Raw genomic sequence first — 21,027 nt, forward strand, 5'->3', positions numbered from 1 at the left:
CATAGGCAGCTTAGGAACAATGGACAATAATCTGACAATTATCAAATACCCCAGAAGCCTAGGCATCTATCCCTACAAGGTGCTGCCACACGCCTTGGTCGACCAGATTTCTAGGGGGTTGGCCGGTGTACCTGGACGCAATGCCCTATGCACTCCAACTGTCCTAAAACTCTTCGAGGCCTACTGCGACATAGCAGGCCACAAAATTACGTACAAATCGCCATCGTCACCACGCTTCCTGCGCATTGCAAAAGGGTTTCTAGGCGCTTTATCTGACCGTTCCTTCGTGGCAGCGTCTGGATCGGCCAGATACGCATACATTGCAGGGTTTTTATTGATCCTCGATGAACTGAGGAAAGTAGCTCCTAACACTCCCACCTTCAGCAGCGAAGAAAGACTAAGCATTGAGAATATGCAGATATGGGAAGATGAAAGATCAACACTGTCCCCAGGCGCAATTCTTTACTGGAGTGGATGGATTGTTAATGGGCGACTTGGCAAAACCAGCTATGCGCCAATCCCGTTGATATGGAACTCTCACGGAGCCACCTTTGCCGAAGAGACTTACCAAGCTTACCAGCAATATTCGAAAACAAAGCTCGCACCCAATCACAGCGAATTTTACCTTTTTCTGACCTATTTAAGTCAGAACGCCAAACTCTGGCCCTGCAGCACGTTTCGTAATCCAGTAAAACTCAAGCAACTATTCATTGAATTTATGCTTTACAGCTTCAAAAAGACTCATGACTCAGGCTCAGATATCAATATCAAAACAAGAAGCTATTCTAAATTCGCATACACGATGGATGAAGCTTTCATTCAGTCAGGATTATGGGTCACTCCTTTTTCCGGAAGCATTCCCCGCCCAGTTTCGAAAGCGCCACCCGGCACGCACACGCATATAAGGAAAAAATCGGACGGCTCGTTGGAAAAAGTGAAACTTGTCACTACAGTACCGCTAAGCCTAACGGAGACAGAAGCAATTGAGATACTCTTCAAAAACATCAAAAGTGATATCCGTCTAGTCTTGTCATGGGCAAAGGAAAAGCTTCATACAATCAGAATATTGGAGCTTAAAAGAAATCGTCTTGCCCGCGAAGGCCGACCGATCACCTCAGGTAACTCTTGTAAAAACAGCCTCAGCGAGATTGGAGAGCACAACGTATGCGCGACCTTTGCCGAGAGCGGGCTATCCTATATCAGAAAGAACCCTGAACGAGTAATCGGAACGGCATCTAGAGCCAGTGTTTCTAACCTCCTAGCCCTACCTACCACAGAGCACTTCCTAGCACTTCAACTACTCTTAGTCCACGAGCACCCCTGCTTTAACGAATCATCGCTTAAATACCTCGAACTGTATGATAAGCGAGGAAATGAAACTGGATTTAAAAGCACAGACGCAGGCTACCAGCTAACTGCATATAAGGATCGTAAGGGGGGAAGGCTTAGCGAGATTACCGTGATACTTAGCCCGAGGCTGGCAGCTTATGTTCGCAGGGTCATCTCGCTGACCCAAGCTCTACGGGAAGAGTTGCGCAAGGCTGGAGATGACAACTGGAGAAAACTTTTTCTGCACTGCACGGGTTACATCGGCCTTCCCAAGCAAGCTGAGCCCATGAAAATAAACAGAACAACCATCCGATACTTACAAGAAACAGTGAACGAATTTTCTGCTCTCAGCGGTAAAGATAGCGAAAGCACAGAAGACTTTCTGTGTCGCCTTTCTGTTACAGCATTTCGCGCATCTAGTGCCGTCGAGGTATATCTAGACACACACAGTGCCGAGGAGATGGCTAAAGCCTTGGGCCATACCGCATACAATGCAGGACTTCTTCGCAGTTACTTACCCGAGCCAATCCTTGATTTTATTCAGACCAGGTGGATCCGTGTCTTTCAGCGAGGACTCATATGTGAGGCTATGAAAGGTAGCCCTCGCCTGCTTGACGCGACAAAATTCGAGAGCATGGCGGAATTCCATTTATTTATGGAAAATCACGCGTTGCGCTCCATTCCGGAGCACCTTCAGAACCCAGACCAGCTCATCCAGCCCGGCAAAGGGCGGAACACCGTGCATCGGTATACTCAAACGGCCGATAGGCTAATAGTCCCGATTGAACAAGGTGTTCTTATCGCTTTAGTTTCTCTAAAAGAAGCAGTTTCTTTGGCGAAAGAAAAATCAAGAATCAATGCGAAATCAATATATTGGTCGAAGTTCACAGAGTTAGTTATCAACGAAATTGAAAGCGGCTACAACAACGAGCTCCATCAGTACCTTAACATAGCCCGGCAAAGCATTGACGCAGCGAGCATGGAGAATCTGATCTATGAAGTTACCGAATGAATTAGAATTTCTATCGCCGTTTTTGCATAGCCCGCGCGAGGCATACCGCTCGGCCTCTTGGCTACTTAGCGGTTTCGACGAACCCGTATGGCTTATAAGCTTTGGTTACAAACAGACGAAACAATTGAAATGGAGTGTTTTTCTTGATAATGGTACTAGGCTGACCGATTTAGAAAACAGTGAGCTACTGGAGGGGCTTAAATACTTTCTCACTTCTTGTACCAGAGACCTTCACGGGTATCTAGGCGAGACCAATGATATTCAGGGCAGCCAAGCTGCTTGCTTTCAGCGAGCGTGCCACCTTATCGACTACCTTTTGATCAACGGCGAAAGATATCAATTAGCCACATACGGTTTAGCGGGTCTTACGGGTGGTAATTTAGCGGAAATACTAGATGCTATCGCCAGCAAAACCACAATCCATGACTCGGTATACAATTGGACAGGGCGCCTGAAAGCTTACTGTCTTAGCCTTGTATCTGCAGATGGCGATGAACGCGTCCAAACATTTCTCAAAGCGAACCCACAGGTTGCCGAGATAACTCACGAACAACGACGTGATGATGAGCTAGGCATTGATCATGCGCTTATCCCTTCGATACGGGCCGCACTTTACCTCAAGGGCCTATATCATAAGCAGATGCGAAATGGAAACCAGCCCAACACTATCGCGATGTCCAATTTACTCTATCCGGAGACGATATGGGGACGATCTCAAAATAAGCCAACTCACCCCATCCTATGCTACAACAGTGGCAGCAGCTTATTTTCTAGGGAGTACCCAGGAGCGCCTGTTACAAGCGGCACGAAGGAGCTAATGCGCGACACCTCCTTCTCCCGGTACAGCTCATCACTCTATAACTTGGGCGTTCTGCATGAGCTAAACGTTCCCTGCCCCTCAGTTGACGCGCTTACCCAGTTATTAGAATTCACCCCAGCCCCAGCCTTAGCCAAAACAGGGAGATTCAAATCCTTACCATCAGCAGCGGTTTTTGAATCACTTCGATGCGCGATAGAATTTCATCTCGATTATGGCGAAGCGCTAATACGGGACTTCTGCCGAATAGCTTTAAAGTGCCGGAAGCTCGGAATTAGCCCATGCCAACTGCCGCAAGATGAATTCGCTAATCTATTGGGATGTCGGCTTCGCGAATTGGGAGTTAAACGGCTATTCCGATCGTTAAAAGAAAAGAGCACTTCGCTGCAGATGACAGGGCGAAAAGGTAACAAGCAAACCTATTTCGCTAGTCTACGTGAGAGCTGCTACCTATACGACTCGATGGTTGTTTATGTAGGGGCAATCCAGTTCACTGTAGGGGTTCTCATGGCAAGGCGCTCAAGTGAGCTGTACAAACTAAAAGCAGATAGCTGCCTGGACGAGGCTGCGCAATGGCTAGTTTTCGACAACGCAAAAAGTACTCGTCACCTATTTGGATTTCGCCGTAAAGAAGCTCGCCCAATCGAGCCAATCGCCGCAGACATGGTCAAAAATCTAATAAGAATGCAGAAAATCTTAAAGAGGGTTGGCTTCATAAAACAAACGCAAACCCTTTTTTCAACTCCCTGCATGCGCGGCTCAGCCACTCTCACCCAATGCAGCATATATTCATACAATCGTAACCTAGATTTTTTTTGTGACTATATTCAAACTCCAATAAATATGAACGGCGAACGCTATTATTTCAGACAGCATCAACTCCGCCGTTTTTTTGCCATGCTATTTTTCTACTGCGGCAGCTTTTCCAAGCTTGACACGTTGCAATGGATGTTAGGCCATACCGATCCTAAACACGTTTATCGATACATTACGGAATCAACCGATGGCGCCGTGCTTGTTGGCGCGAAATCCCAATACATCGCGGAGCAGCTACACCAAGGCAAGAATGAAAACTATGGCGACCTTACTAAGCTACTTTATGAAAAATATGGAACTAAAGATTTTGAGCTTATAGATACAGATGTATTGGAAGATCAAGTTGCAGAGCTAGTGCAAGAAGGCTGGATCGAAATTGAGCCCGATTTTTTTGTCGATCATCAAGAACACAGATTTAAGATAGTTGTGCGCTTAGTGCGCAAATCGGAGCTTGTATGAGCAAAGTTACTACCCGAACCAACTTAGCCATCGAAGGGGTCGAAACATTGCAGTCGCTCTTGATTAGCATCATACAGAAGCCACAGCTGTATAAGTTGGATAGTGAACTGCGGATGGCATTAAAAACCCAGGCTGGCATATCACACTTGAAAAAAACTTTTTCCGTGGACGGCCTGGGCTCCAGAAGTACATCCCCGATGAGCCTAAACACCCTGAAGACACACGCCAACCATAATTTAGCTGGAGGTTTTAAATCAATTAACTCCTTGAGGCTTAAGGCCATTGAAGCTCTTAATTTATGCGACCAGACTCAGATAAAAGCCACCAAAAGAACCAAGTCGGGTCTTTCGGCAAAGCTAGAGCAAGTCCAGCATGAACTGGAAATGCATCGCCAGACTAATGTACTGCTATTGCGCGCAGTATCTGAGGCCATGTTTCAGTTTACGAGCATCGGAGATGCTACCGACAAAAAAGTACGTGATAAACGGACTCAAGATGCACTTCAAACGCTTCGGGCTATTTTAAGCTTAACCCCTCCTCCCTTCAGTCTGAGCCGACCGTCAGGTGAGGTAACGCCGCCTTCGCTTGATGTTATTAATCTTGGCGACTACAGAAGGATCTAGCTAGATGCTATCAGAGCCCGGAGGGAAGCTATACTCGCTTCTAAGCGAATTTCAAATCTTTAGTCACTTCTCAGTAGACAAAATCAGCACTCATGACGCCACCAATATGCCATTTATGGTTTGGCCAAATGGGTCACCATGCCTGATCGGCAATCTCTATATGCAATCCCTTCTAAACCGCAAAGGCCGTGGGCGGCGAGGATTGTCGCGTAGAGGGCATAAAGGTGGGTCAATGGGCGAATATGCTGCCAAAGTCAGCCAAATATTGCGCCGTTGCTATCGAGATGGGACTGACCCTATAGCTTTGAGCGATGCGCAATTTACGGCATACATCGAAGAGATACGCTGTGAATCAGCGAGCTACAACCCTGCACAGCGTAGGAAATCTGACACAACTGTAATAGCCACAGGACGCGTGTGGCTCGATTTCCTTTCGTTCGTTGGAAGGATCTATGGGGAAGATAGATTCGTTTCCCCGGATGGCACCATTAGAGCTAGGGAGGAGACTCTTAGAGCTATTACCAGCAATGGGCGGAAAATCGCTCGCAGCTATCTAACCCATCACTCCTTTGGTTCTAAACACCGAGAGCGCCGGCGCAGCCCAGTGACCTCTGAGCAAATTGAGCTTTTGAAGTGTGCCTTACGAAGGCTCGACGCGCCCACTTCCGTTAAGGTGAGGCGGGGTTGCCTCATTGATCTCCTGATCGACACGGGGGCTAGACGCGATGAAATCGCTAGTCTAAAGGTTGACGCTGTCCTTGCGGCTCTTGCAATGGAGCATCCTCTCCTCGAGTTCGAGACTTTGAAGCGCGAAGAAGGAGCAGTACGCTTCGTTCCTATTTTCGTCACGACATTAAGAAAGCTTCGCCAGTACATGGAGGTTGAACGCCGACGGATCATGAGGCATGTGTACAAGGGCAAAAGGGATCATGGTTTCTTCTTCGTTTCCTCCACCACCGGTATGCCGCTTACTGGGCCCGTACTCTCTAACGAGATTAGAGAGCTTCGCAAGTTAGCAGGCATCAAAGCACAGGTTACGCCTCATACATTCCGCCACGCGTTTATCACTAACCTTTTCGTACGATTCATTCAACGCCACAAGCTCACGAATGACGATGAATTTTGCAGGGCTTTGCTTGATAGCACGACATTTAAAGCGGAGGTTATCAGCTGGACAGGCCACCTCAATCCAGACTCGGTCGACCGCTACATCCACCTTGCCTTCCGCGAGCTGTCAGACTACACCGAGACAGTGAATTCAGTGCATCTGGTTATGGCAATGGACAAGTACTTTGCCGAGGAAAATGAGCTCCTAGCCATGTTGGAAGAAGGGATGCCGGTAGACGCTTACAAAAAGGAGCTCATAGCTCTTAGGCAGATGGCACAAAAGGACTTCGACATTGCCAAACAGCGTGAATCGGTATTGCTTAGACAGTAAGGCTTGCTCACACAAGGTGCCCTAAAACCCCTATCGTTCAGCCTCCTCTCGGTTTCGTCCGAGCTGTAGGCTCTGCTTCAATCGGATCATCCGGCCACCAGTGTTTCGGGTATCGGCCCTTCAGATCTTTCTTCACCTCTATGTAGGTGCTGCGCCAGAAGTTAGCCAGATCCTGGGTCACCTGGACGGGTCGCCGAGCCGGCGAAAGGAGGTGCAGCTTGATCGGCAGCTTGCCGCCCGCAATGCGAGGTGTATCCCCCAGCCCGAACATCTCCTGGAGCCGCACAGCCAGCACTGGCGGAGACTCGCTGTAGTCCAGCTTAATAGAGGATCCTGACGGCACCTTTATGTGGGTTGGAGCCAACTCATCCAGCTCCTGCGGAAGCGGCCAGGGAAGCGCACCGCGCAGAATGGAACTGAGGTCTAACAGGCTGAAGTGACTCAGCCGGCTGACGTTACTCAGGTACGGAAGCAGCCACTCGTCCAAAGTCGCGAGCAACGTGGCATCACGAACACACGGCCACTTACTTTGTCCCTGCTGCGCAAGATCCAACTCACGCAGGAGCGTCACACGCGCTTGCCACTGGCGCAGCTCTGGCGTCCAAGGCAAAAGCTCCAACCCCTTCTTCCAAACAACCCCCAGAAGCGCCCGGCTACGCGCATCCGCATCGAGCGCCTTCAGTGGCTGGCAGCTCAACACCAACTCTCCCACCTTGCGCTGACGCTCGGCAACCAGGGCCCCAGCACGCTCATCCCAATCGAGCTCGTCGACGAGCACCACGTGCTGCGCAAGCACGCTTTCGAACAATGCAGGATCAAGGTCAGCCGCGAGGTAAATGCGCTCTTCACGCTGTCCTTGTCGGCTACCCAGCTCAGCAACTACCAACCAGGAGTGCTTCATGAGCGCGTCAGGTTCGGTGAACATCGCAGCGCGACCATTGGCGAGCCGATACTCGCCGCCGCCTGCACGGCGCTGCTGAGCCACGCGGTCTGGATAGGCCAACGCCAATAGGCAACCGAGCCAACGAGAATGCTCTGGATCAGCCACGGCCTCTGTGACGCTCCCACGTTGGTAGCTGCGGTACTGACGAGAAAGCTGCTTGATTCGCTGAGCAGCACCGTGGGCGTGTCGCGGCCTGCGCTGACTGCCCTCTAGCATCGCAAGCCTGCTGTGCAGATCAGCCCCTCCACCAGGTAGCACATCACGCTCGCCCAGCAGCGCCGCCAGATCACAGGCGAGTGAGCCCAAGCCCAGTGCGTGACCACGCAATAGCAAGTGAGAAATTCGGGGATGTGCCGGCACCTCAGCCATCGCTTGGCCATGGACAGTCAGGCGGCCGTCGGCTTCCAAAGCCCCCAGGCGATCCAGAAGGTCTCGCGCTTGAGCGAAGGCGGCGGCTGGAGGCACGTCGAGCCACCTGAGCTGATCCGGCGTAACGCCCCAGCGCGCAAGTTGCAGCGCCAAGCTAGCCAGGTCGGCCTGATCAATCTCCGGCGCACTGAAAGCCGCAGACTGCTCGTGCTGAGATTGAGAAAAAAGGCGATAGCACACACCCGGCTCCAGGCGCCCAGCTCGACCCGCGCGCTGAACAGCACTGGCCTGGGATATGCGTTGTGTCGCGAGGCGGGTCATTCCGCTTGCCGGGTCAAACCGTGGCACCCGCTCCAGACCGGAGTCGATCACCACGCGCACGCCCTCAATGGTCAGGCTCGTTTCGGCGATGTTGGTCGCCAGCACGATCTTGCGCTTGCCCAGTGGAGCAGGCTCGATAGCCGCGCGCTGCGCACCAAGATCCAGTTCGCCATGCAGGGCACACAACAGAAAATCACCACGCCCAACAAGCTTATCGCTGAGCTCCTGATGCACGCGTCGGATTTCGGCCTGGCCGGGCAGGAAGACCAGGATGCTTCCTTGCTGATCCCGGACAGCATCGAGGCATGCCCGGACTACCTTGGGCTCAATGTATTCGCCAGCCTGATAGGGCTGACCCCATAACGTGCTCACGGGGAACATCCGCCCCTCACCAATCACAATCGGGGCCTCCCCCAGGAGGCTCGAAAGGCGAGCACCTTCCAGAGTGGCCGACATCACAAGAAGCTTCAGTGGCTGTTCAGCACGGAATAACTCACGGCCATTCAGGCATAGCGCGAGAGCCAAGTCAGAGTCCAAACTCCGAAGATGAAATTCATCGAATATGACGAGACCGACACCTTCCAGCGAAGGGTCATCCTGGAGCCTGCGCGATAGGATGCCTTCGGTGACCACCTCAATCCGCGTGCGCGGGCCGACCCTACTTTCCAGGCGAATACGGTAACCAACGGTCTCACCCACCTTCTCGCCCAGCTCAATGGCCATGCGCTCGGCAGCTGCGCGAGCAGCCACTCGACGGGGCTGGAGCATCAGAATGCTTTGCCCGTTCAACCAGGCTTCGTTGAGCAGCGCCAAGGGAACGCGTGTCGTCTTACCGGCACCAGGCAGCGCCTGTAATACGACAGAGTCGTGGCCAGTCAGGGCCTGGCGCAGAGAGGGGATGGCGGCATCGATGGGCAGCTGGATCATGTTGGCTCCATGTCAAGCTGCACAGTATATCGCTGAGACAGACGCCCCCTTTACCGATTAACGCTGTCGTAAAACTTATACCGTCAAGGTGATGGGCTAATTGCGGCCCCAAGCACCGGATCACCACTGACATCCACCCCGCGCCCCTTGAAGATCTAAGCCCTCTTGCGCCAAGGGATCAGCCAAAGGAGGCAGGCGTTGGATTCAACACCAGAGCGTCCCTACACATCCTTGCCACTAGTGCCGGCAAGTTGCCATTGCCTCTAATTGACCACGCAGGTTATAAGGCTTCACCTCGCCGATACGGATATCGCCATGCAATTCCCCGAATCCCTGAAATCCCTTGGACTAATAGTCACTGGCTTTACGGCGGGCATCGCGGCCTTTCAAAGCATTCTTTCCATAGCCGGTCTAGAGGTTGGCCCCCTCCACTCCTCGTGCCCCAATGGCCAGGTCGCGCTGCGGGTTGAGGCCTATCCATTTGACGCCAAGGTCGACATCAGTGAGCTCGACAAGCCCTTCTATAATGGAATGTGCCTCAACCAAGGCCGCTACGGCGTCATAGTCAAGGCCGATCGATATCAACCAGAACACCGCGTTGTTCAGCTTGGGGCATCAGATCAGATCTCTCTGTTCTCCCTGAAGCCCAAGATCATTGTCCACTTGGACAGGGAAAATATCGTTGCTGATAGAAAATTCACTGGCGAGGCGATATCAATCAGATTGCTGGATATTGACGTGCGATCTGCCGTCCAGTTGATCGCCGACTTCGCAGGCAAGAACTTCGTCGTTTCAAATGAAGTTGAAGGAACAATAAGTCTAGCGCTGGAGGATATCCCTTGGGACTTGGCGCTGGATTCAATATTGATCTCCACCGGAAATCAGCTTGTGGAAAGGAACGGGCTATTTTATGTATCCAAGAGATACTAATGCCCTGTCCCGAAGGGGCTCGACATGATTGAGAGCGAAATCCCTCCGCCAAAGCCAGCTGATTTTTCAGCAACGTCCCTGGATTTCCAAATGGGGGCGCCCGTTGCCGTCCTGGAAAGACTGTTAATAACGTCCTCTGACGACTGGGAGGACTTCACGCTTGAACTGGTGCACTACCTCAAGAAGCAGTACCTGAAAGTCACCAAATGTGGCGGCGTTGATCGCTGGCAAGAGAAGACCTCACTTCGAAAAGGGTTATCGCGCTATCGGCTTTTCGTCGTTTGTCATTGGGCTCATGCAGCACCTTGCGCCATTGGGCCGACACCCTGGCCTTGTAGTTCTTGACTCGCCTCTTACGATGTACAAACAGGCCGACCAAGACCGTGGCGAAGAGCAAAGCGAAGCTGACAAGATTGCGGGAGACATGGTGTATTCATTCTATAGCGATGTTGCCGAGAACTACAAAGATCGGCAGATCATCATCTTCGACAACCAAGAGCCTGACGTATCCCTGATCCCTAGCGTGACCTATTACCATTCCTCGAAAAATAGGAATATGGGAAGATTTGGTTTCTTCTCACCTGTTGATGGGAAGAACTGCTCTCAAGCCAAAAGGGAACCGCGCTAGAGAAACCTGCGGGCATTGCTTGGCGCCTGCTAAAGCGGTAAAAAACTGATCTGTAGAACTAGGACTGACTATGTCTATCATTGCCGAATACAAAGCCCTCGAAGCCCAAATCGCCGAGCAAACAGCTCGTCTCGAAGCGCTCAAAAACGACGAAAAACTGAAAAAAGAAATCGAGTTTGAAACCAAACTCCGTGCCTTGCTCGCTGAGTACGGCTACTCGCTGCGCAACGTAATCGCAGTCCTCGACCCAAAAGCTGGGAAAACTGCGGAAGCGCCTGTTAAAGGCACCCGCCGAGAGCGCACCCTTAAACGCTACAAAAACCCGAATACTGGGGAGGTCGTCGAAACCAAAGGCGGCAACCATAAGACACTCAAGGCGTGGAAGCAGGAGCACGGTTCTCAAGAAGTTGAGGGCTGGCTGCAATAAGCCGTTTTTGCTCTATCAGCGAGGGCCGCGAAAAGCGGCCTATTTCGTTTGCAGAATCGGCATGACGCTTAATGAAGAGCGCGGACTCTGGGCGATTGAGCTGGAGGAATACGCTGCTGATGCTCTTGGTAGCAATGTGCGCGGCTACCTAGAGAGATTTGCATCCAGCGATCTAGCGAAGGAGTTGCCCAGCCATGAAAGTGCCGAAGGCTTGGCGCAGTTGGGCGGGATCCTGCTCCGCAGCATCGAAAGCGGTAGACCACCATTATTGGGTGGGCTACGCCCCCTTCCCTTTATCAGCAAAATTTTTTTGTGTGCTGAGGCATCTCTATAGCGGACTGACGCTTTCCCCTCTTGACCGTCCTCCCCGCAACCGTCGTTCCTAGGTGGTGTCCGCTTCTGTCGGACTTCTGCCTGTTGCGACAGGCTCGAAACGGCCAATAGCCGTCACTCCGTTATATAGGAGGTCACGTCGATTCAAGCTATAAATTCACGAATGCGTGAGCAATTTTGGAAAAGGTCAGGCAATCCCATTCTTTCCCATTCCCCGGCATCGGCTTTGCACCGGTTGGTGCACGTGCGGGGGTATGTATGCACGCAACGTACTGATCTATGGCATTATGATGTCATCCGCGAGGGCATCACTGACGCGTACATTACCAGCATCGGATTTCAATCAAGTCGGTTCTAATCGTTACAGCGTGGATCAGGGAATGGATGGCTATCACGGCAACTACAAGTATAAAATAATTGAGAGAATCGGCGAAGGTGGCTTTGGATTTGTAGACAAAATTGAGCTATTCAATACTGCTGATTATCGATGCGGTGAATATGCCCGCAAATCCTTGAGTGTTCTTGACCCAGAACTTCGCGATGAGTTTCGAAGACGTTTCGCCCGTGAGGTGTCATATCAAGCCTCCTGTGTGCACACTCATGTAGCTAACATCTACCTTTGCGATCTAAAATCAGACCAGCCATGGTTTATTATGGATCTCGCGGATGGCGATCTGCAAAAGGATATCGAGAAAGGGATTCTAACGCCAGCTCAGAAAATCGATGTACTACTGATGGTTGCGGATGGCCTTATATATTTGCACTCTTTGGATTACCTCCATCGCGATATAAAGCCTTCCAATATTCTCCGATTTAAGAATGGCATTTACAAGTTGTCAGATTTTGGGCTGGTCAAAAATCTAGACAAAAGCACCGAGTCTGAAGTTATTACAAAGATTGCAACAGCAATGGGCACCGCTAAATATATGGCTCCTGAAATATCTATTGCGGGCGATTACAGTAAAAGGACTGATATCTTTGCGCTCGGTGTGCTATTGGAGGATCTGGAAATGTTGGAAAATCCAGGCGTTCATAAAGTCTATATGAAAAGCACTGCCCGGCGCCCCCCCTGATCGTTACGCAGAAGTTCAAGAAATGCGAAATGAGCTTGTTGCCGCCATCTCAGGAGAGCTCAAATGATTAAGTTATTAAGCTCAAGTGTTTTCTCATTTCCAAAAGAACTAGCGCGAAAAAATGAAGATTCTGTTCTGCCGCCACGCAAGGTAGGAACCGGGTTCCTGATGGCGATTGCAGATGGTGTTGGTTCTTATGCTGGGGCAAGCAACGCATCCGAGTCGGCCATCGAATATTTAATAGGCTTGCAACCGGCAGCATTAGAAAGCGCTGATGCGGTTGAGAAGATATTTGACCAGATTAAAATTCGCGTCTCAAATCTTACTCAGGAAGACCCTAGTTACTATGAGGCCGCGACTACTTTAACCTTCTGCTATGCGGGAGAAAAGGGTATAAGAATAGGTCATGTTGGAGATTGTCGGGTTTATTTGAAAAGTGATCGAAAGCTTATTCAAATTACCAAAGACCATACCCAGCATCAGATGCTTATAGACGAAGGTTTATACAGACCTTCTGAGCTAAAAGAAGCAGGCGGGAAAAATACGCTGTTTTCAGCAATATCAAAGAAAATTAATCTACGCTTCCAAGAGATTTTCTTGAGGTATGACCAAATTTGTGCCAATGATGGTAGTGTAAGCTTGTTCATTATGTCCGATGGCGCCTACCATTCGTGGGAGTTGAGGCCGCGCTTTCTGGAAAGCACTCTTGAAGATCCGAACCGGTTCGCTGCAAACCTACGTAGACGTATCGCACGGCTGGTGCCTACGGATGATTGTTCGCTTGTAGCTGTAAAGTTGACAGTTAAACCACAGTTTGAACTTTTTGATTAGACTCGCTTGCAAATCTGGCTGCATTAGGTGCAAAGTTTAGTGTGGCCGGCTTATTCCTCTTAATAGCACAGTAACCTTACGGCAACATAGTCAGCCTGGCTCCACGTTTAGGCTGATTTAATGCATATTCCGCGCGATGGAAGCTGATCTGTTTAAACTCTATCCGTCCGTGGGAGAAGTGAACGGCGACAGGGCCAATTTCAACTACGGCGTGGCGAGCGGCGTGGCGCACCAGTACGGTCAGTGTGCTACGAAGATCGACTTCACCAGCAGGACGGCTGAGCCCCGAGATGAAGTGAAGGGGCTTGGTGCACGGGCAACCTTCTACATGTTCGATAGGTACAACCTGAAACATGTCGCGTCGGCAGCAGGTGTTGATGGCTTGGAGCAAGCAACACCCGGTAACTACATGGGAGCGTGAGCGTAATAATCGGATTGCCAAACTTGTCGGGCATTCCAACCCATTCGTTACGGGGCAAAGCACCTGGTCAATAGCTACAGGCCACGCGGCGAAGGAGTCATGAAGCCTGATCGGAAGGATCGCCAAGCACAGAGCGCAGCACGACCCAATGTCGCTATTTCTCAAGGCAGCGTGATCGGCAACAAGAACAGTCTCGTCTACCACATTCCAGTCGGCTGCCCAAGCTACAACCAGGTTTCCGAACTGAACCGCATTCAATTTGAAACGGAAGCAGAGGCAGTTGATGCTGGGTTCAGAAAGGCTGGGAATTGCAAGTAGGGCAAAGCATTGAAAGATGACCAGCAGTCAGCCCGGCCATAACGGCGACGTCTCCGCTGGCATCGACGTCATGTATGAATTGATCTCACTTAGCCAGCCTAGGTGCTGAACGAAGCTGTTGCGGCAGGCACTCAAAACCATTTTAAAATTCGCGCATCCAGGCGAAATCTACATACGCTAACGTGCCGTTAATTTTCACATTTTCACGTAACGCGCAAACTTCAAATTGGGAGGCGTTTTTGCACACTCTGGGCCGGTTGCTGCCCTTGGCGACAGCAACCAGTCAAAGGCGGATGGCTACTGTAGCGGTCGCTCAAGGAAGGAATGCCGCTGGCGTTACACCGTTCCCAGCGCGCGCCTGATGAAGCTCAGGTCGACAGCTCCCATAATTTCCCAGGCCCGCTCGCTCTGCCGAAGATAATCTGCCATCTCATCCACCCCAGCTCCCTCTGGGAAGTCTAGAAGCTCAGACATACGGTGCAGCGTCTGAATGGGGATGCCTATTTCCTCCAGCGCATTCACTCCTGAAGGGAGATGGAGGTTTTCAAAGGTCATTCTGACATGACTATAGTCAATTTTGGTGCGAACGCCCTTCTTGATAGCGTGCAAGCGAACTACGTCTTCCAACAGCCCCAATACCTTAGGGATGGTATAGCCGAAGGTGTTGCTCACAAGCTTCAGATCATTGTTGAGCGTCGCGGAAAAGTTCACCTCTTCACCGTCCTTAATCCGCTGCTTGGTGTAATCAATCTGATCTTTCAAATAAGCCGAGTAACTCTCTGCTTTCTGATAGCTTGTCAGCTTGGCCAGAATTTTATCTGGGTATTTGGTCTGCAGTCCATTAGCAGTGAATGCCTTGGGCACTAGCTTGCTGCTGATACTGGCCAGCGTTTTCAAAAAACCAGGTGCTGGTGACCAGTGGAAAACAAGCGACTCAAACTCGTTCTCAGTGAGCATCTCGACCATGCTGTACAACTGCTCGAACTGCTCCATCCGAAAGTATGAGTGCTTCTTGACCAAGTCTAGAGTAAACCGATCTCGGGAAAACGCAGTTTCGAACCTGCCCTGTGAATACTCAGTCAAGTGATCAGGCTGGGCACTCGCGAGCAAGTTCAGGGGGGTATCTGCATCCTGTATTCCCAGGGGCACATCGACCTCCTGATTCAGGCTGTCTTGAGGCACGTCTTCCAGACAAAACACCTTGCCTACGAAATGGACTCCCATTCGGCCCGCACGGCCTTTGATATTGCCATGAGTGAACTTGTCGATTGCACGTGTTCCATTTCGGTTGTCGTAGATAACGACATTTCTGGCAATCGTGTTCACTCCCTCAATGATGGTGGATGTGCACAGTAAAAAGCGCAGGTCGCCGGCATTGAAGCGGTCAGCAGTGTACTGCTGGAGAGCACGAGGCAGGCCACCGAAATGCAGGCCAATCCCGTTTCTGAGGGCATAGGTATAGTCCCATTCGGGGTCAAATTCCTCGGCAACCCAGTCAATATGCTCACTCTGAAATGGCTGGCCATACCCAAGCCGAACGAGCTCGCGGGCAACCTTCCCAGCTGTTTTGGATGACCTGCAGTAGATGATCGTGGCTCCTTTGCACCGGGGCGCAATAGTCGCCAGCATTTTCAGCTTGCCCTCATCGTCATCGGGACTTACACCGAACGTCTGTACATCGACGGCCACGGTGTTGAAATCTGCGGAGATGAACGTGTGGTCGTGGCCTAGCTCTGTCAAGCCCCGAATACTGTTTACGAAGGGCCCGGTGAGGTAGAACTGTTTAGACACCTTCAGCAGCTTGCTAAGAGCGATATTCAATTCAATGACCCGCTCGTCCGTGAAGTCCGTGCGGCCACTTTTGAGCTGTTGAAAAGCCAGTTTGTAAAACTCGTCGATGACAAAAAGATCGATGGCCTTGATGTCCTCTCGCTCGTTGACACGCTCTTGGGTCAAGACGTACACGACCCACTCACTACGGCACTGTTGCGAGCTGTGGTGGATAATCTGATAGACCTCACCAAAGCGTTCTTGAAGACGCCTGCGCGTCTCGTCAGCTAACGCAACGGTAGGTACCACTAGAACGACACGTTTGAGGCGCCCGAGCCCAAGCAGCGAGTCGACGATAGCGCTCTTACCCATGCTCGTTGGAGCACTGAGCACGACGTTGCGGCCATCCTTGAGTAAGTCGAAAATTCGAAACTGCATCGAGTGGAAGACGTAGTCTTCAGAGAACGGCGTTCGGTACACATCCAGAGCGATCCGATCTCCATGAGAAAGGTCAGAAAACTCTTTTTTCAGGTAAGGAAACAGACCAGCTTTCCTGACCATGTTGCGCAAAATTGCAGCATGGTCGGTGAATTTTTCACGGGCATCGAGCGCTCTTATCGCCAAGTCTCTGCCGAGCGAGGTGGAGACTGGGTTAGACAATAGGGAGTTAACCGTAGACAGGTACCGGAACGCTGAGAAGCCATCCCCATCCAAGCTCTGTTTGGCTACATCGTAAACGTCTTTCATACGGCCTTCCTGACCTGCTCGTCCAGCAAATTGGTCAACGTATCCAAACTTGGCGCGGGGTAGATGAACACATCGATAGTGAGTTTTGCGAACGCCGGGTTGTGTTTAAGATCGTCAGCAAACGCTTCAAACAGAGCTGCCGTTTCTTGCTCCAAATGATCTTCGTGCCCAGGAGTTTCGGGTTCGGTCAGCAGCGAAGAGTCGTATCCGACGAACACCACAAATCTGAATCGATCCAGGTGTGCATCGAACGAGTGGCTCTCGTCGAGGATGACGTCGATGTCATGCCGCAGCAGGTAGCTATCATCCTTGATATCGAGAATCTTGCCCCGAGCGTTACTGAAACAACCGCTAATCTCCTCATAGAGTTCCTCGCGGATCTCAGTCAGGCGGGTGGTTATATTGGCGGCAGTCACGAGCTCACTGAAGCCAACCCACAGCTGATCGCCCTCCGGGTCTCGCCGAACAATATGGACGTTTTCAAGGATCTTTGCTTCGTCTTGCCCTTCGAGATAGAGCAAGCACGGAATGGGCTGACTCGCATGCATCTGCCGTATCGTGGCATGAAGAAGCACTCGCCCCAGGAATGAACGAACGTCTGCCAGGGAGGCGAACACAGTGCTCCTCAAACGTTGGCTCTGCTCGACAAGCGACAACTTATTGATGTCTGCGAGCTCATTAGGACGAAGGAACACCTCATCCAGCCATTTGCACACGTTGTCGACGATGTGTTTGTAGCGGTAGCGCGTAAGGCTGTACTGCTGGTGCAGGACAAGACCATTGCGCTTGGCGCACGAAGTGGCCAGCGGATTGCGAAAAGGAACCAGGATGTGAGGTAGCTGGCGTTTGATGTAGACCTTACGACCCGCCCGCTTCTGATCCTCTTCGACCAGCCCTCGGAACCACTTATTCAAATCTGAGCGAAGGTACGATTTGCTGTCGACGGAGTGGATTCTGCGCGACAAAGCTCCTTTGCGGGTAACCGTGTCCAGAATGTCTCGCCAGATATCCTCTGCCGAGGCCTCGCTGCTCAATATCACCCCATGAAGGTCATCCGCCGCTCTTCGAATATTGCTAATGCCTAGCAATTCGATCTCGCGCATGGTTCGGAATACTTCCCAGAACGCAGCGTCTACCCAACTCGCTACACTGACGCCACTGGGTGCAACATAGTTATTGGTCTTTTCGTTCAAATAGTCGATAAGATCTTCACGCCCTGTCTTTCCGGCACGCTCATCAAGGTTGATGTGCAGGTACTCAAGTGTGACGTTGACCGGATGTTCCGTGACGATCCTGAATCGCCTAGGCACGGTAAGTAAGGGTTCGCTCTGCATGGACTTATGCATGATCGAGCTGCCTGGAATTTTCTTTTTGTCGGCGCCTCTGCTGAGGACTAAAAGATCGCTTCTTGCCCAGTGAGCCTTCGTGGTGGTTTTAACCTGGACGAATTCGACGTAGTCATCACAAACGACATCAATGTCGTCTGTGACTTCACATCGAACACGTTGGATTTTTTTGTCACGCAGCATCTGAGTGACGTAATAGGCGGCGACACAATCCTGGTAAATGAAGCCGTGCTTGGCAGCGACTCCGCCAGAGTCATTAGGTTCCATCTCGACATCCATGGCAGCTTTGGCCACGGAATTTATGGCAAACGCCTCTCTGCGTCCAGATAGACCTGGCACATTGCCCAATCCAAGGATACTCAATCCAGACTGTAAAGGCTTCCTCCTAATACTACCTGCTAGATTTAGCCATGGTGATTAAAACCAAATTGCTTAGTGTCAGCATTTGCGATTGATGCATATTCGGCAGCAACGACGCGTTCAGCGTTCTAGTCCAGGTGTTGATATTGCCGTCAGGTTGCACCGCTGCAGCGCATGTACTGTCGCTAGCGTTGCCTCCACTTCCTGATTCTCGACCATCGCCTATGCACCACTTCACATTGGTTTAGCCGGAACGGCGAGCCATACGCTACCGTAAGGGCAATTTTGGGAAAGCGCTCGATAAAGTATTTAACGATGCGCGGATCCGCTCGGGATTTGCGCGCTATGCGTTCAAAAGCTCAGCGCGTTGCGCTTATGCCAATTGAGAATGGTGAAGCTACTATCAACCGGCGGGCGACCTCTTCTGGCCGGAAACTTCTATTTCGGGGCGGTCTTTGATGAATTTTAGCTCCCGCCGCCACGACTGTGCGTGGTTGAGGTCGGCACGTTAAAGGTTCCCTTTCCATCTGAAGCCTTGCGAAATGGCGGCGCAATCGATCTGGCAAGTAGTCAATCTAGGCTGAGGAGCGGCCGATCCTTTGGCAAGCAAAAACACAATCAATATAAATCGCGAACCTGCGGCATTCCCTACTTGCATCGATCTCCATACTACTTAGACCGAGGACGCAGGAACGCCATGTCAATAATTGCAGAATACAAGGCCCTTCAAGCTCAAATCGCTGAGCAGCAAAAACGCCTCGAAGCGCTCAAGGGCGACGAAAAACTGAAGCGGGAAATTGAGTTTGAAACCAAGCTTCGAAATCTTCTTGCTGACTACGGCTACTCTCTACGTAACGTAATCGCCCTACTCGATCCTAATGCCAGCAAAGGTGCTGCGGCACCCGTGAAAGGCCCACGTCGTGAGCGCATGCTGAAACGCTACAAAAACCCGGATACTGGCGAGGTTGTCGAGACTAAGGGAGGCAACCACAAGGTGCTGAAGGCTTGGAAAGAGCAATACGGTTCCGAGAAAGTCGAAAGCTGGCTGCAATAACTGCCCAGGTTACGTGGGAGGGTCGCCTTAGCGGCCCTTTTCTTTCTACGTGTTGAAAAAAGACATTCGCACAAACACTGAAACGATCAAATACTGCGCGGACGCGGCGCGCATCATATTGGCGTTTGCCAGCAAGCACCCCGGACATGACTGACTGGGTAGCGACCTCTGGTAGATCTCCCTGACCCAGGCCATGCTCCCTCATCAGGTAACGCAGCACTTCTGCCCCGCTCATTTCCGGCAATGGCCGATGGATCCTGGTCGTAGGCCTCAATCATGTCCCCGACGCGTGATGCAAGGTCAGCCAAGAGCTGATCTTCATCGTCGCCTCCAATCCCAGCAACTTATCCAAGCCCTGGATCAGAGCATCATATTCGTCTTCGCTCGTTGGCTGGCTTAGCTATGGAGCCACGTAGCGCCAGTGCTCGCAGGCCTGCTTGATCAGTTCAGACATGGCTAAGATCCCAGCATTTCCATCTGACAATACAGCGCAAACGATAGCTAGCGAGATAGCACAACTCAGCGGATGGTATCGCGTATCATGCTGCCAGCACCCTAAGGAGCCTGCAGTGTAGCGACGCTATGGACACCATCGTCATTCGGTATTTTGAGCGAACCAAAGACCTTGAGTCTGGCTCAGTTACGCAAGCTCTCATCGGAACAGAGACGTTCAACTCTATTTCCGAGGCGCTGCTGCCCAGCAAAGGCGAACATAGCGTTTACCTTATTAAGAAGTTTTCCAACGACTCTCACTACCGATGGTTCGTGGAAGACGTTGCGTTAGCGTCAGAGAGGGACGCTACCCCGGCGATCTATACCGTCGTACTCAGCAAGCCTTTCAGCTCCGGCATACGCGAAGAGTACCTTCGCCATACCTTGGCAAAAACAGGCCAGAGCCTGGAGCGAGTCATCCGCATGGGCACCCTAGTCGACGTTGATTACGGCTTCATCCAAAACGTAGCACGTGAGGATGGTGAGATGAGGACTAACAAACGCTACTGCGATACTCTCCAAAAAGGCGAGATGCACAAGCGCCGGCTCGCGGTGGTGATCAGCGCAAAGCGTGGAAAGGTACAGGTTGTGCCAGTGACGTCGCAGGCACCTAACGGCGATCGAACGTGCTTTCAGCTTTCTCGGCAAACGCTGGAAAAGCTGGCGGCTTGGGGAACCAGCGGCAAGGAGAGCTGGGTTCTGACTGGCATGATTGAATCCATTTCTCCCTGCAGGATACTTCCGCCAATCACCTTCTTCCAGCGTGGCAATGAGCGCCCTCGCCGAGGGCGTGATCCCAAGTATCAAACCTGGCTGACTAATGCAGAAATCGGAGAAATGAAGACGTGCCTGGCCCATAGCGTTGGGCTTAGCGACTACCAACAGACGAAAGATCGTGCAGCAGATCTAACAAAAGAGCTTGCTGCCGCAGCTGCTGCTAATAACGAGCTCGTAGCCGAGCTAGCTAGGCTGGGGGCAGTCCTAGCGACTACTGAAGCAAGCCTAGCCGCTGCCAAGGCGGACAATAGGGAGCTAGAGCTGGTGAAGGAAGTAGCAGTAGGCTGGGGAAAAGGCTTAGGAGATGGCGTCTTGGAAACAGAGGTATCAGCGTTACGCGACCTGTACCAGGAAATGGATTCACTCCCTGCAGCAGCAAATGACGCGCAAGCTTAGTGCCCACGCATAGCGGACGCACTGCGCCCAGCGTAGCGTCCGCTATTGACAAACCCACCATTTTTGCAGT

At 51.5% G+C, this 21,027-nt stretch carries 16 protein-coding genes and 1 pseudogene; 14 read left to right on the forward strand and 3 right to left on the reverse strand.

What is annotated here, in order from left to right:
- Positions 1 to 19: 19 nt before the first annotated feature.
- The 4 genes from KXR72_RS15660 to KXR72_RS15675 all read left to right on the forward strand — a co-directional run bounded on the left by KXR72_RS15660 (position 20) and on the right by KXR72_RS15675 (position 6,494).
- Positions 20 to 2,341, forward strand: coding sequence for a hypothetical protein (locus KXR72_RS15660; protein WP_437422030.1), 2,322 nt, complete (start codon positions 20 to 22; stop codon positions 2,339 to 2,341).
- A complete protein-coding gene (locus KXR72_RS15665) occupies positions 2,325 to 4,433 on the forward strand; it encodes an integrase (protein WP_437422031.1) in 2,109 nt (702 codons plus the stop codon). Before KXR72_RS15660 ends, KXR72_RS15665 begins: the two co-directional genes overlap by 17 nt.
- Complete coding sequence (locus KXR72_RS15670; protein WP_437422032.1) at positions 4,430 to 5,056, forward strand: hypothetical protein; 627 nt, start codon at positions 4,430 to 4,432, stop codon at positions 5,054 to 5,056. The genes KXR72_RS15665 and KXR72_RS15670 overlap by 4 nt, the downstream gene beginning before the upstream one ends.
- Before the next feature lie 232 nt (positions 5,057 to 5,288).
- Positions 5,289 to 6,494 (forward strand): tyrosine-type recombinase/integrase, encoded by a 1,206-nt coding sequence (locus KXR72_RS15675; RefSeq protein WP_437422033.1) that lies wholly within the window; start codon positions 5,289 to 5,291, stop codon positions 6,492 to 6,494.
- A 37-nt stretch (positions 6,495 to 6,531) separates the two neighbouring features.
- Here the strand turns inward: KXR72_RS15675 and hrpB are convergent, their stop codons facing one another.
- Positions 6,532 to 9,054 (reverse strand): ATP-dependent helicase HrpB, encoded by a 2,523-nt coding sequence (gene hrpB, locus KXR72_RS15680; protein ID WP_437422034.1) that lies wholly within the window; start codon positions 9,052 to 9,054, stop codon positions 6,532 to 6,534.
- Positions 9,055 to 9,369: 315 nt separating this feature from the next.
- Here hrpB and KXR72_RS15685 point away from each other — a divergent pair, with 315 nt between their 5' ends.
- The 8 genes and pseudogenes from KXR72_RS15685 to KXR72_RS15720 form a co-directional block, all read left to right on the forward strand.
- Positions 9,370 to 9,984: a hypothetical protein gene (locus KXR72_RS15685; protein ID WP_437422035.1), complete on the forward strand. Its 615-nt coding sequence runs from the start codon at positions 9,370 to 9,372 to the stop codon at positions 9,982 to 9,984.
- Between the two features lie 24 nt (positions 9,985 to 10,008).
- Positions 10,009 to 10,329: a hypothetical protein gene (locus KXR72_RS15690; protein WP_437422036.1), complete on the forward strand. Its 321-nt coding sequence runs from the start codon at positions 10,009 to 10,011 to the stop codon at positions 10,327 to 10,329.
- A 13-nt stretch (positions 10,330 to 10,342) separates the two neighbouring features.
- Positions 10,343 to 10,612 carry a hypothetical protein gene (locus tag KXR72_RS15695; RefSeq protein WP_437422037.1) on the forward strand — a complete coding sequence of 90 codons (270 nt, stop codon included), beginning with the start codon at positions 10,343 to 10,345 and terminating at the stop codon, positions 10,610 to 10,612.
- Between the two features lie 70 nt (positions 10,613 to 10,682).
- Positions 10,683 to 11,039 carry a histone-like nucleoid-structuring protein, MvaT/MvaU family gene (locus tag KXR72_RS15700; RefSeq protein WP_437422038.1) on the forward strand — a complete coding sequence of 119 codons (357 nt, stop codon included), beginning with the start codon at positions 10,683 to 10,685 and terminating at the stop codon, positions 11,037 to 11,039.
- 61 nt (positions 11,040 to 11,100) lie between these two features.
- Entirely contained in the window at positions 11,101 to 11,373 is a 273-nt protein-coding gene (locus KXR72_RS15705; RefSeq protein ID WP_437422039.1) for a hypothetical protein, read from the forward strand.
- Between the two features lie 253 nt (positions 11,374 to 11,626).
- A complete protein-coding gene (locus tag KXR72_RS15710; protein WP_437422040.1) occupies positions 11,627 to 12,445 on the forward strand; it encodes a serine/threonine-protein kinase in 819 nt (272 codons plus the stop codon).
- 63 nt (positions 12,446 to 12,508) lie between these two features.
- On the forward strand, positions 12,509 to 13,276 hold the full coding sequence (locus tag KXR72_RS15715) for a PP2C family protein-serine/threonine phosphatase (protein WP_437422041.1): 768 nt from the start codon (positions 12,509 to 12,511) through the stop codon (positions 13,274 to 13,276).
- Between the two features lie 124 nt (positions 13,277 to 13,400).
- A pseudogene (locus tag KXR72_RS15720) lies at positions 13,401 to 14,015 on the forward strand (endonuclease I family protein); the annotation flags it as partial.
- Positions 14,016 to 14,351: 336 nt separating this feature from the next.
- Here KXR72_RS15720 and KXR72_RS15725 read toward each other — a convergent pair.
- Positions 14,352 to 16,532, reverse strand: a complete 2,181-nt coding sequence (locus KXR72_RS15725; RefSeq protein WP_437422042.1) for a DEAD/DEAH box helicase — start codon at positions 16,530 to 16,532, stop codon at positions 14,352 to 14,354.
- A complete protein-coding gene (locus KXR72_RS15730; RefSeq protein WP_437422043.1) occupies positions 16,529 to 18,145 on the reverse strand; it encodes a HamA C-terminal domain-containing protein in 1,617 nt (538 codons plus the stop codon). Before KXR72_RS15730 ends, KXR72_RS15725 begins: the two co-directional genes overlap by 4 nt.
- 790 nt (positions 18,146 to 18,935) lie before the next feature.
- Here KXR72_RS15730 and KXR72_RS15735 point away from each other — a divergent pair.
- Together KXR72_RS15735 and KXR72_RS15740 are read left to right on the forward strand one after the other, a co-directional pair.
- On the forward strand, positions 18,936 to 19,292 hold the full coding sequence (locus KXR72_RS15735) for a histone-like nucleoid-structuring protein, MvaT/MvaU family (protein WP_437422044.1): 357 nt from the start codon (positions 18,936 to 18,938) through the stop codon (positions 19,290 to 19,292).
- Positions 19,293 to 19,874: 582 nt separating this feature from the next.
- The gene (locus KXR72_RS15740) at positions 19,875 to 20,957 is read left to right on the forward strand and encodes a hypothetical protein (RefSeq protein WP_437422045.1); all 1,083 of its coding nucleotides are present in this window, start codon (positions 19,875 to 19,877) and stop codon (positions 20,955 to 20,957) included.
- The last annotated feature ends 70 nt before the right edge of the window (positions 20,958 to 21,027 follow it).

The sequence above is a fragment of the Stutzerimonas chloritidismutans genome, from assembly GCF_051486945.1.
Lineage (GTDB): Bacteria > Pseudomonadota > Gammaproteobacteria > Pseudomonadales > Pseudomonadaceae > Stutzerimonas > Stutzerimonas chloritidismutans_B.

Bases quoted from the DNA above. Each gene is read 5' to 3' on its own strand.
- hrpB (WP_437422034.1), bottom strand. From the start codon at position 9,054: ATGATCCAGCTGCCCATCGATGCCGCCATCCCCTCTCTGCGCCAGGCC.
- KXR72_RS15675 (WP_437422033.1), top strand. From the start codon at position 5,289: ATGGGCGAATATGCTGCCAAAGTCAGCCAAATATTGCGCCGTTGCTAT.
- KXR72_RS15685 (WP_437422035.1), top strand. From the start codon at position 9,370: ATGCAATTCCCCGAATCCCTGAAATCCCTTGGACTAATAGTCACTGGC.
- KXR72_RS15730 (WP_437422043.1), bottom strand. From the start codon at position 18,145: ATGGAACCTAATGACTCTGGCGGAGTCGCTGCCAAGCACGGCTTCATT.
- KXR72_RS15735 (WP_437422044.1), top strand. From the start codon at position 18,936: ATGTCAATAATTGCAGAATACAAGGCCCTTCAAGCTCAAATCGCTGAG.
- KXR72_RS15660 (WP_437422030.1), top strand. From the start codon at position 20: ATGGACAATAATCTGACAATTATCAAATACCCCAGAAGCCTAGGCATC.
- KXR72_RS15705 (WP_437422039.1), top strand. From the start codon at position 11,101: ATGACGCTTAATGAAGAGCGCGGACTCTGGGCGATTGAGCTGGAGGAA.
- KXR72_RS15665 (WP_437422031.1), top strand. From the start codon at position 2,325: ATGAAGTTACCGAATGAATTAGAATTTCTATCGCCGTTTTTGCATAGC.
- KXR72_RS15710 (WP_437422040.1), top strand. From the start codon at position 11,627: ATGTATGCACGCAACGTACTGATCTATGGCATTATGATGTCATCCGCG.
- KXR72_RS15700 (WP_437422038.1), top strand. From the start codon at position 10,683: ATGTCTATCATTGCCGAATACAAAGCCCTCGAAGCCCAAATCGCCGAG.
- KXR72_RS15740 (WP_437422045.1), top strand. From the start codon at position 19,875: ATGGACACCATCGTCATTCGGTATTTTGAGCGAACCAAAGACCTTGAG.
- KXR72_RS15670 (WP_437422032.1), top strand. From the start codon at position 4,430: ATGAGCAAAGTTACTACCCGAACCAACTTAGCCATCGAAGGGGTCGAA.
- KXR72_RS15690 (WP_437422036.1), top strand. From the start codon at position 10,009: ATGATTGAGAGCGAAATCCCTCCGCCAAAGCCAGCTGATTTTTCAGCA.
- KXR72_RS15725 (WP_437422042.1), bottom strand. From the start codon at position 16,532: ATGAAAGACGTTTACGATGTAGCCAAACAGAGCTTGGATGGGGATGGC.
- KXR72_RS15695 (WP_437422037.1), top strand. From the start codon at position 10,343: ATGTACAAACAGGCCGACCAAGACCGTGGCGAAGAGCAAAGCGAAGCT.
- KXR72_RS15715 (WP_437422041.1), top strand. From the start codon at position 12,509: ATGATTAAGTTATTAAGCTCAAGTGTTTTCTCATTTCCAAAAGAACTA.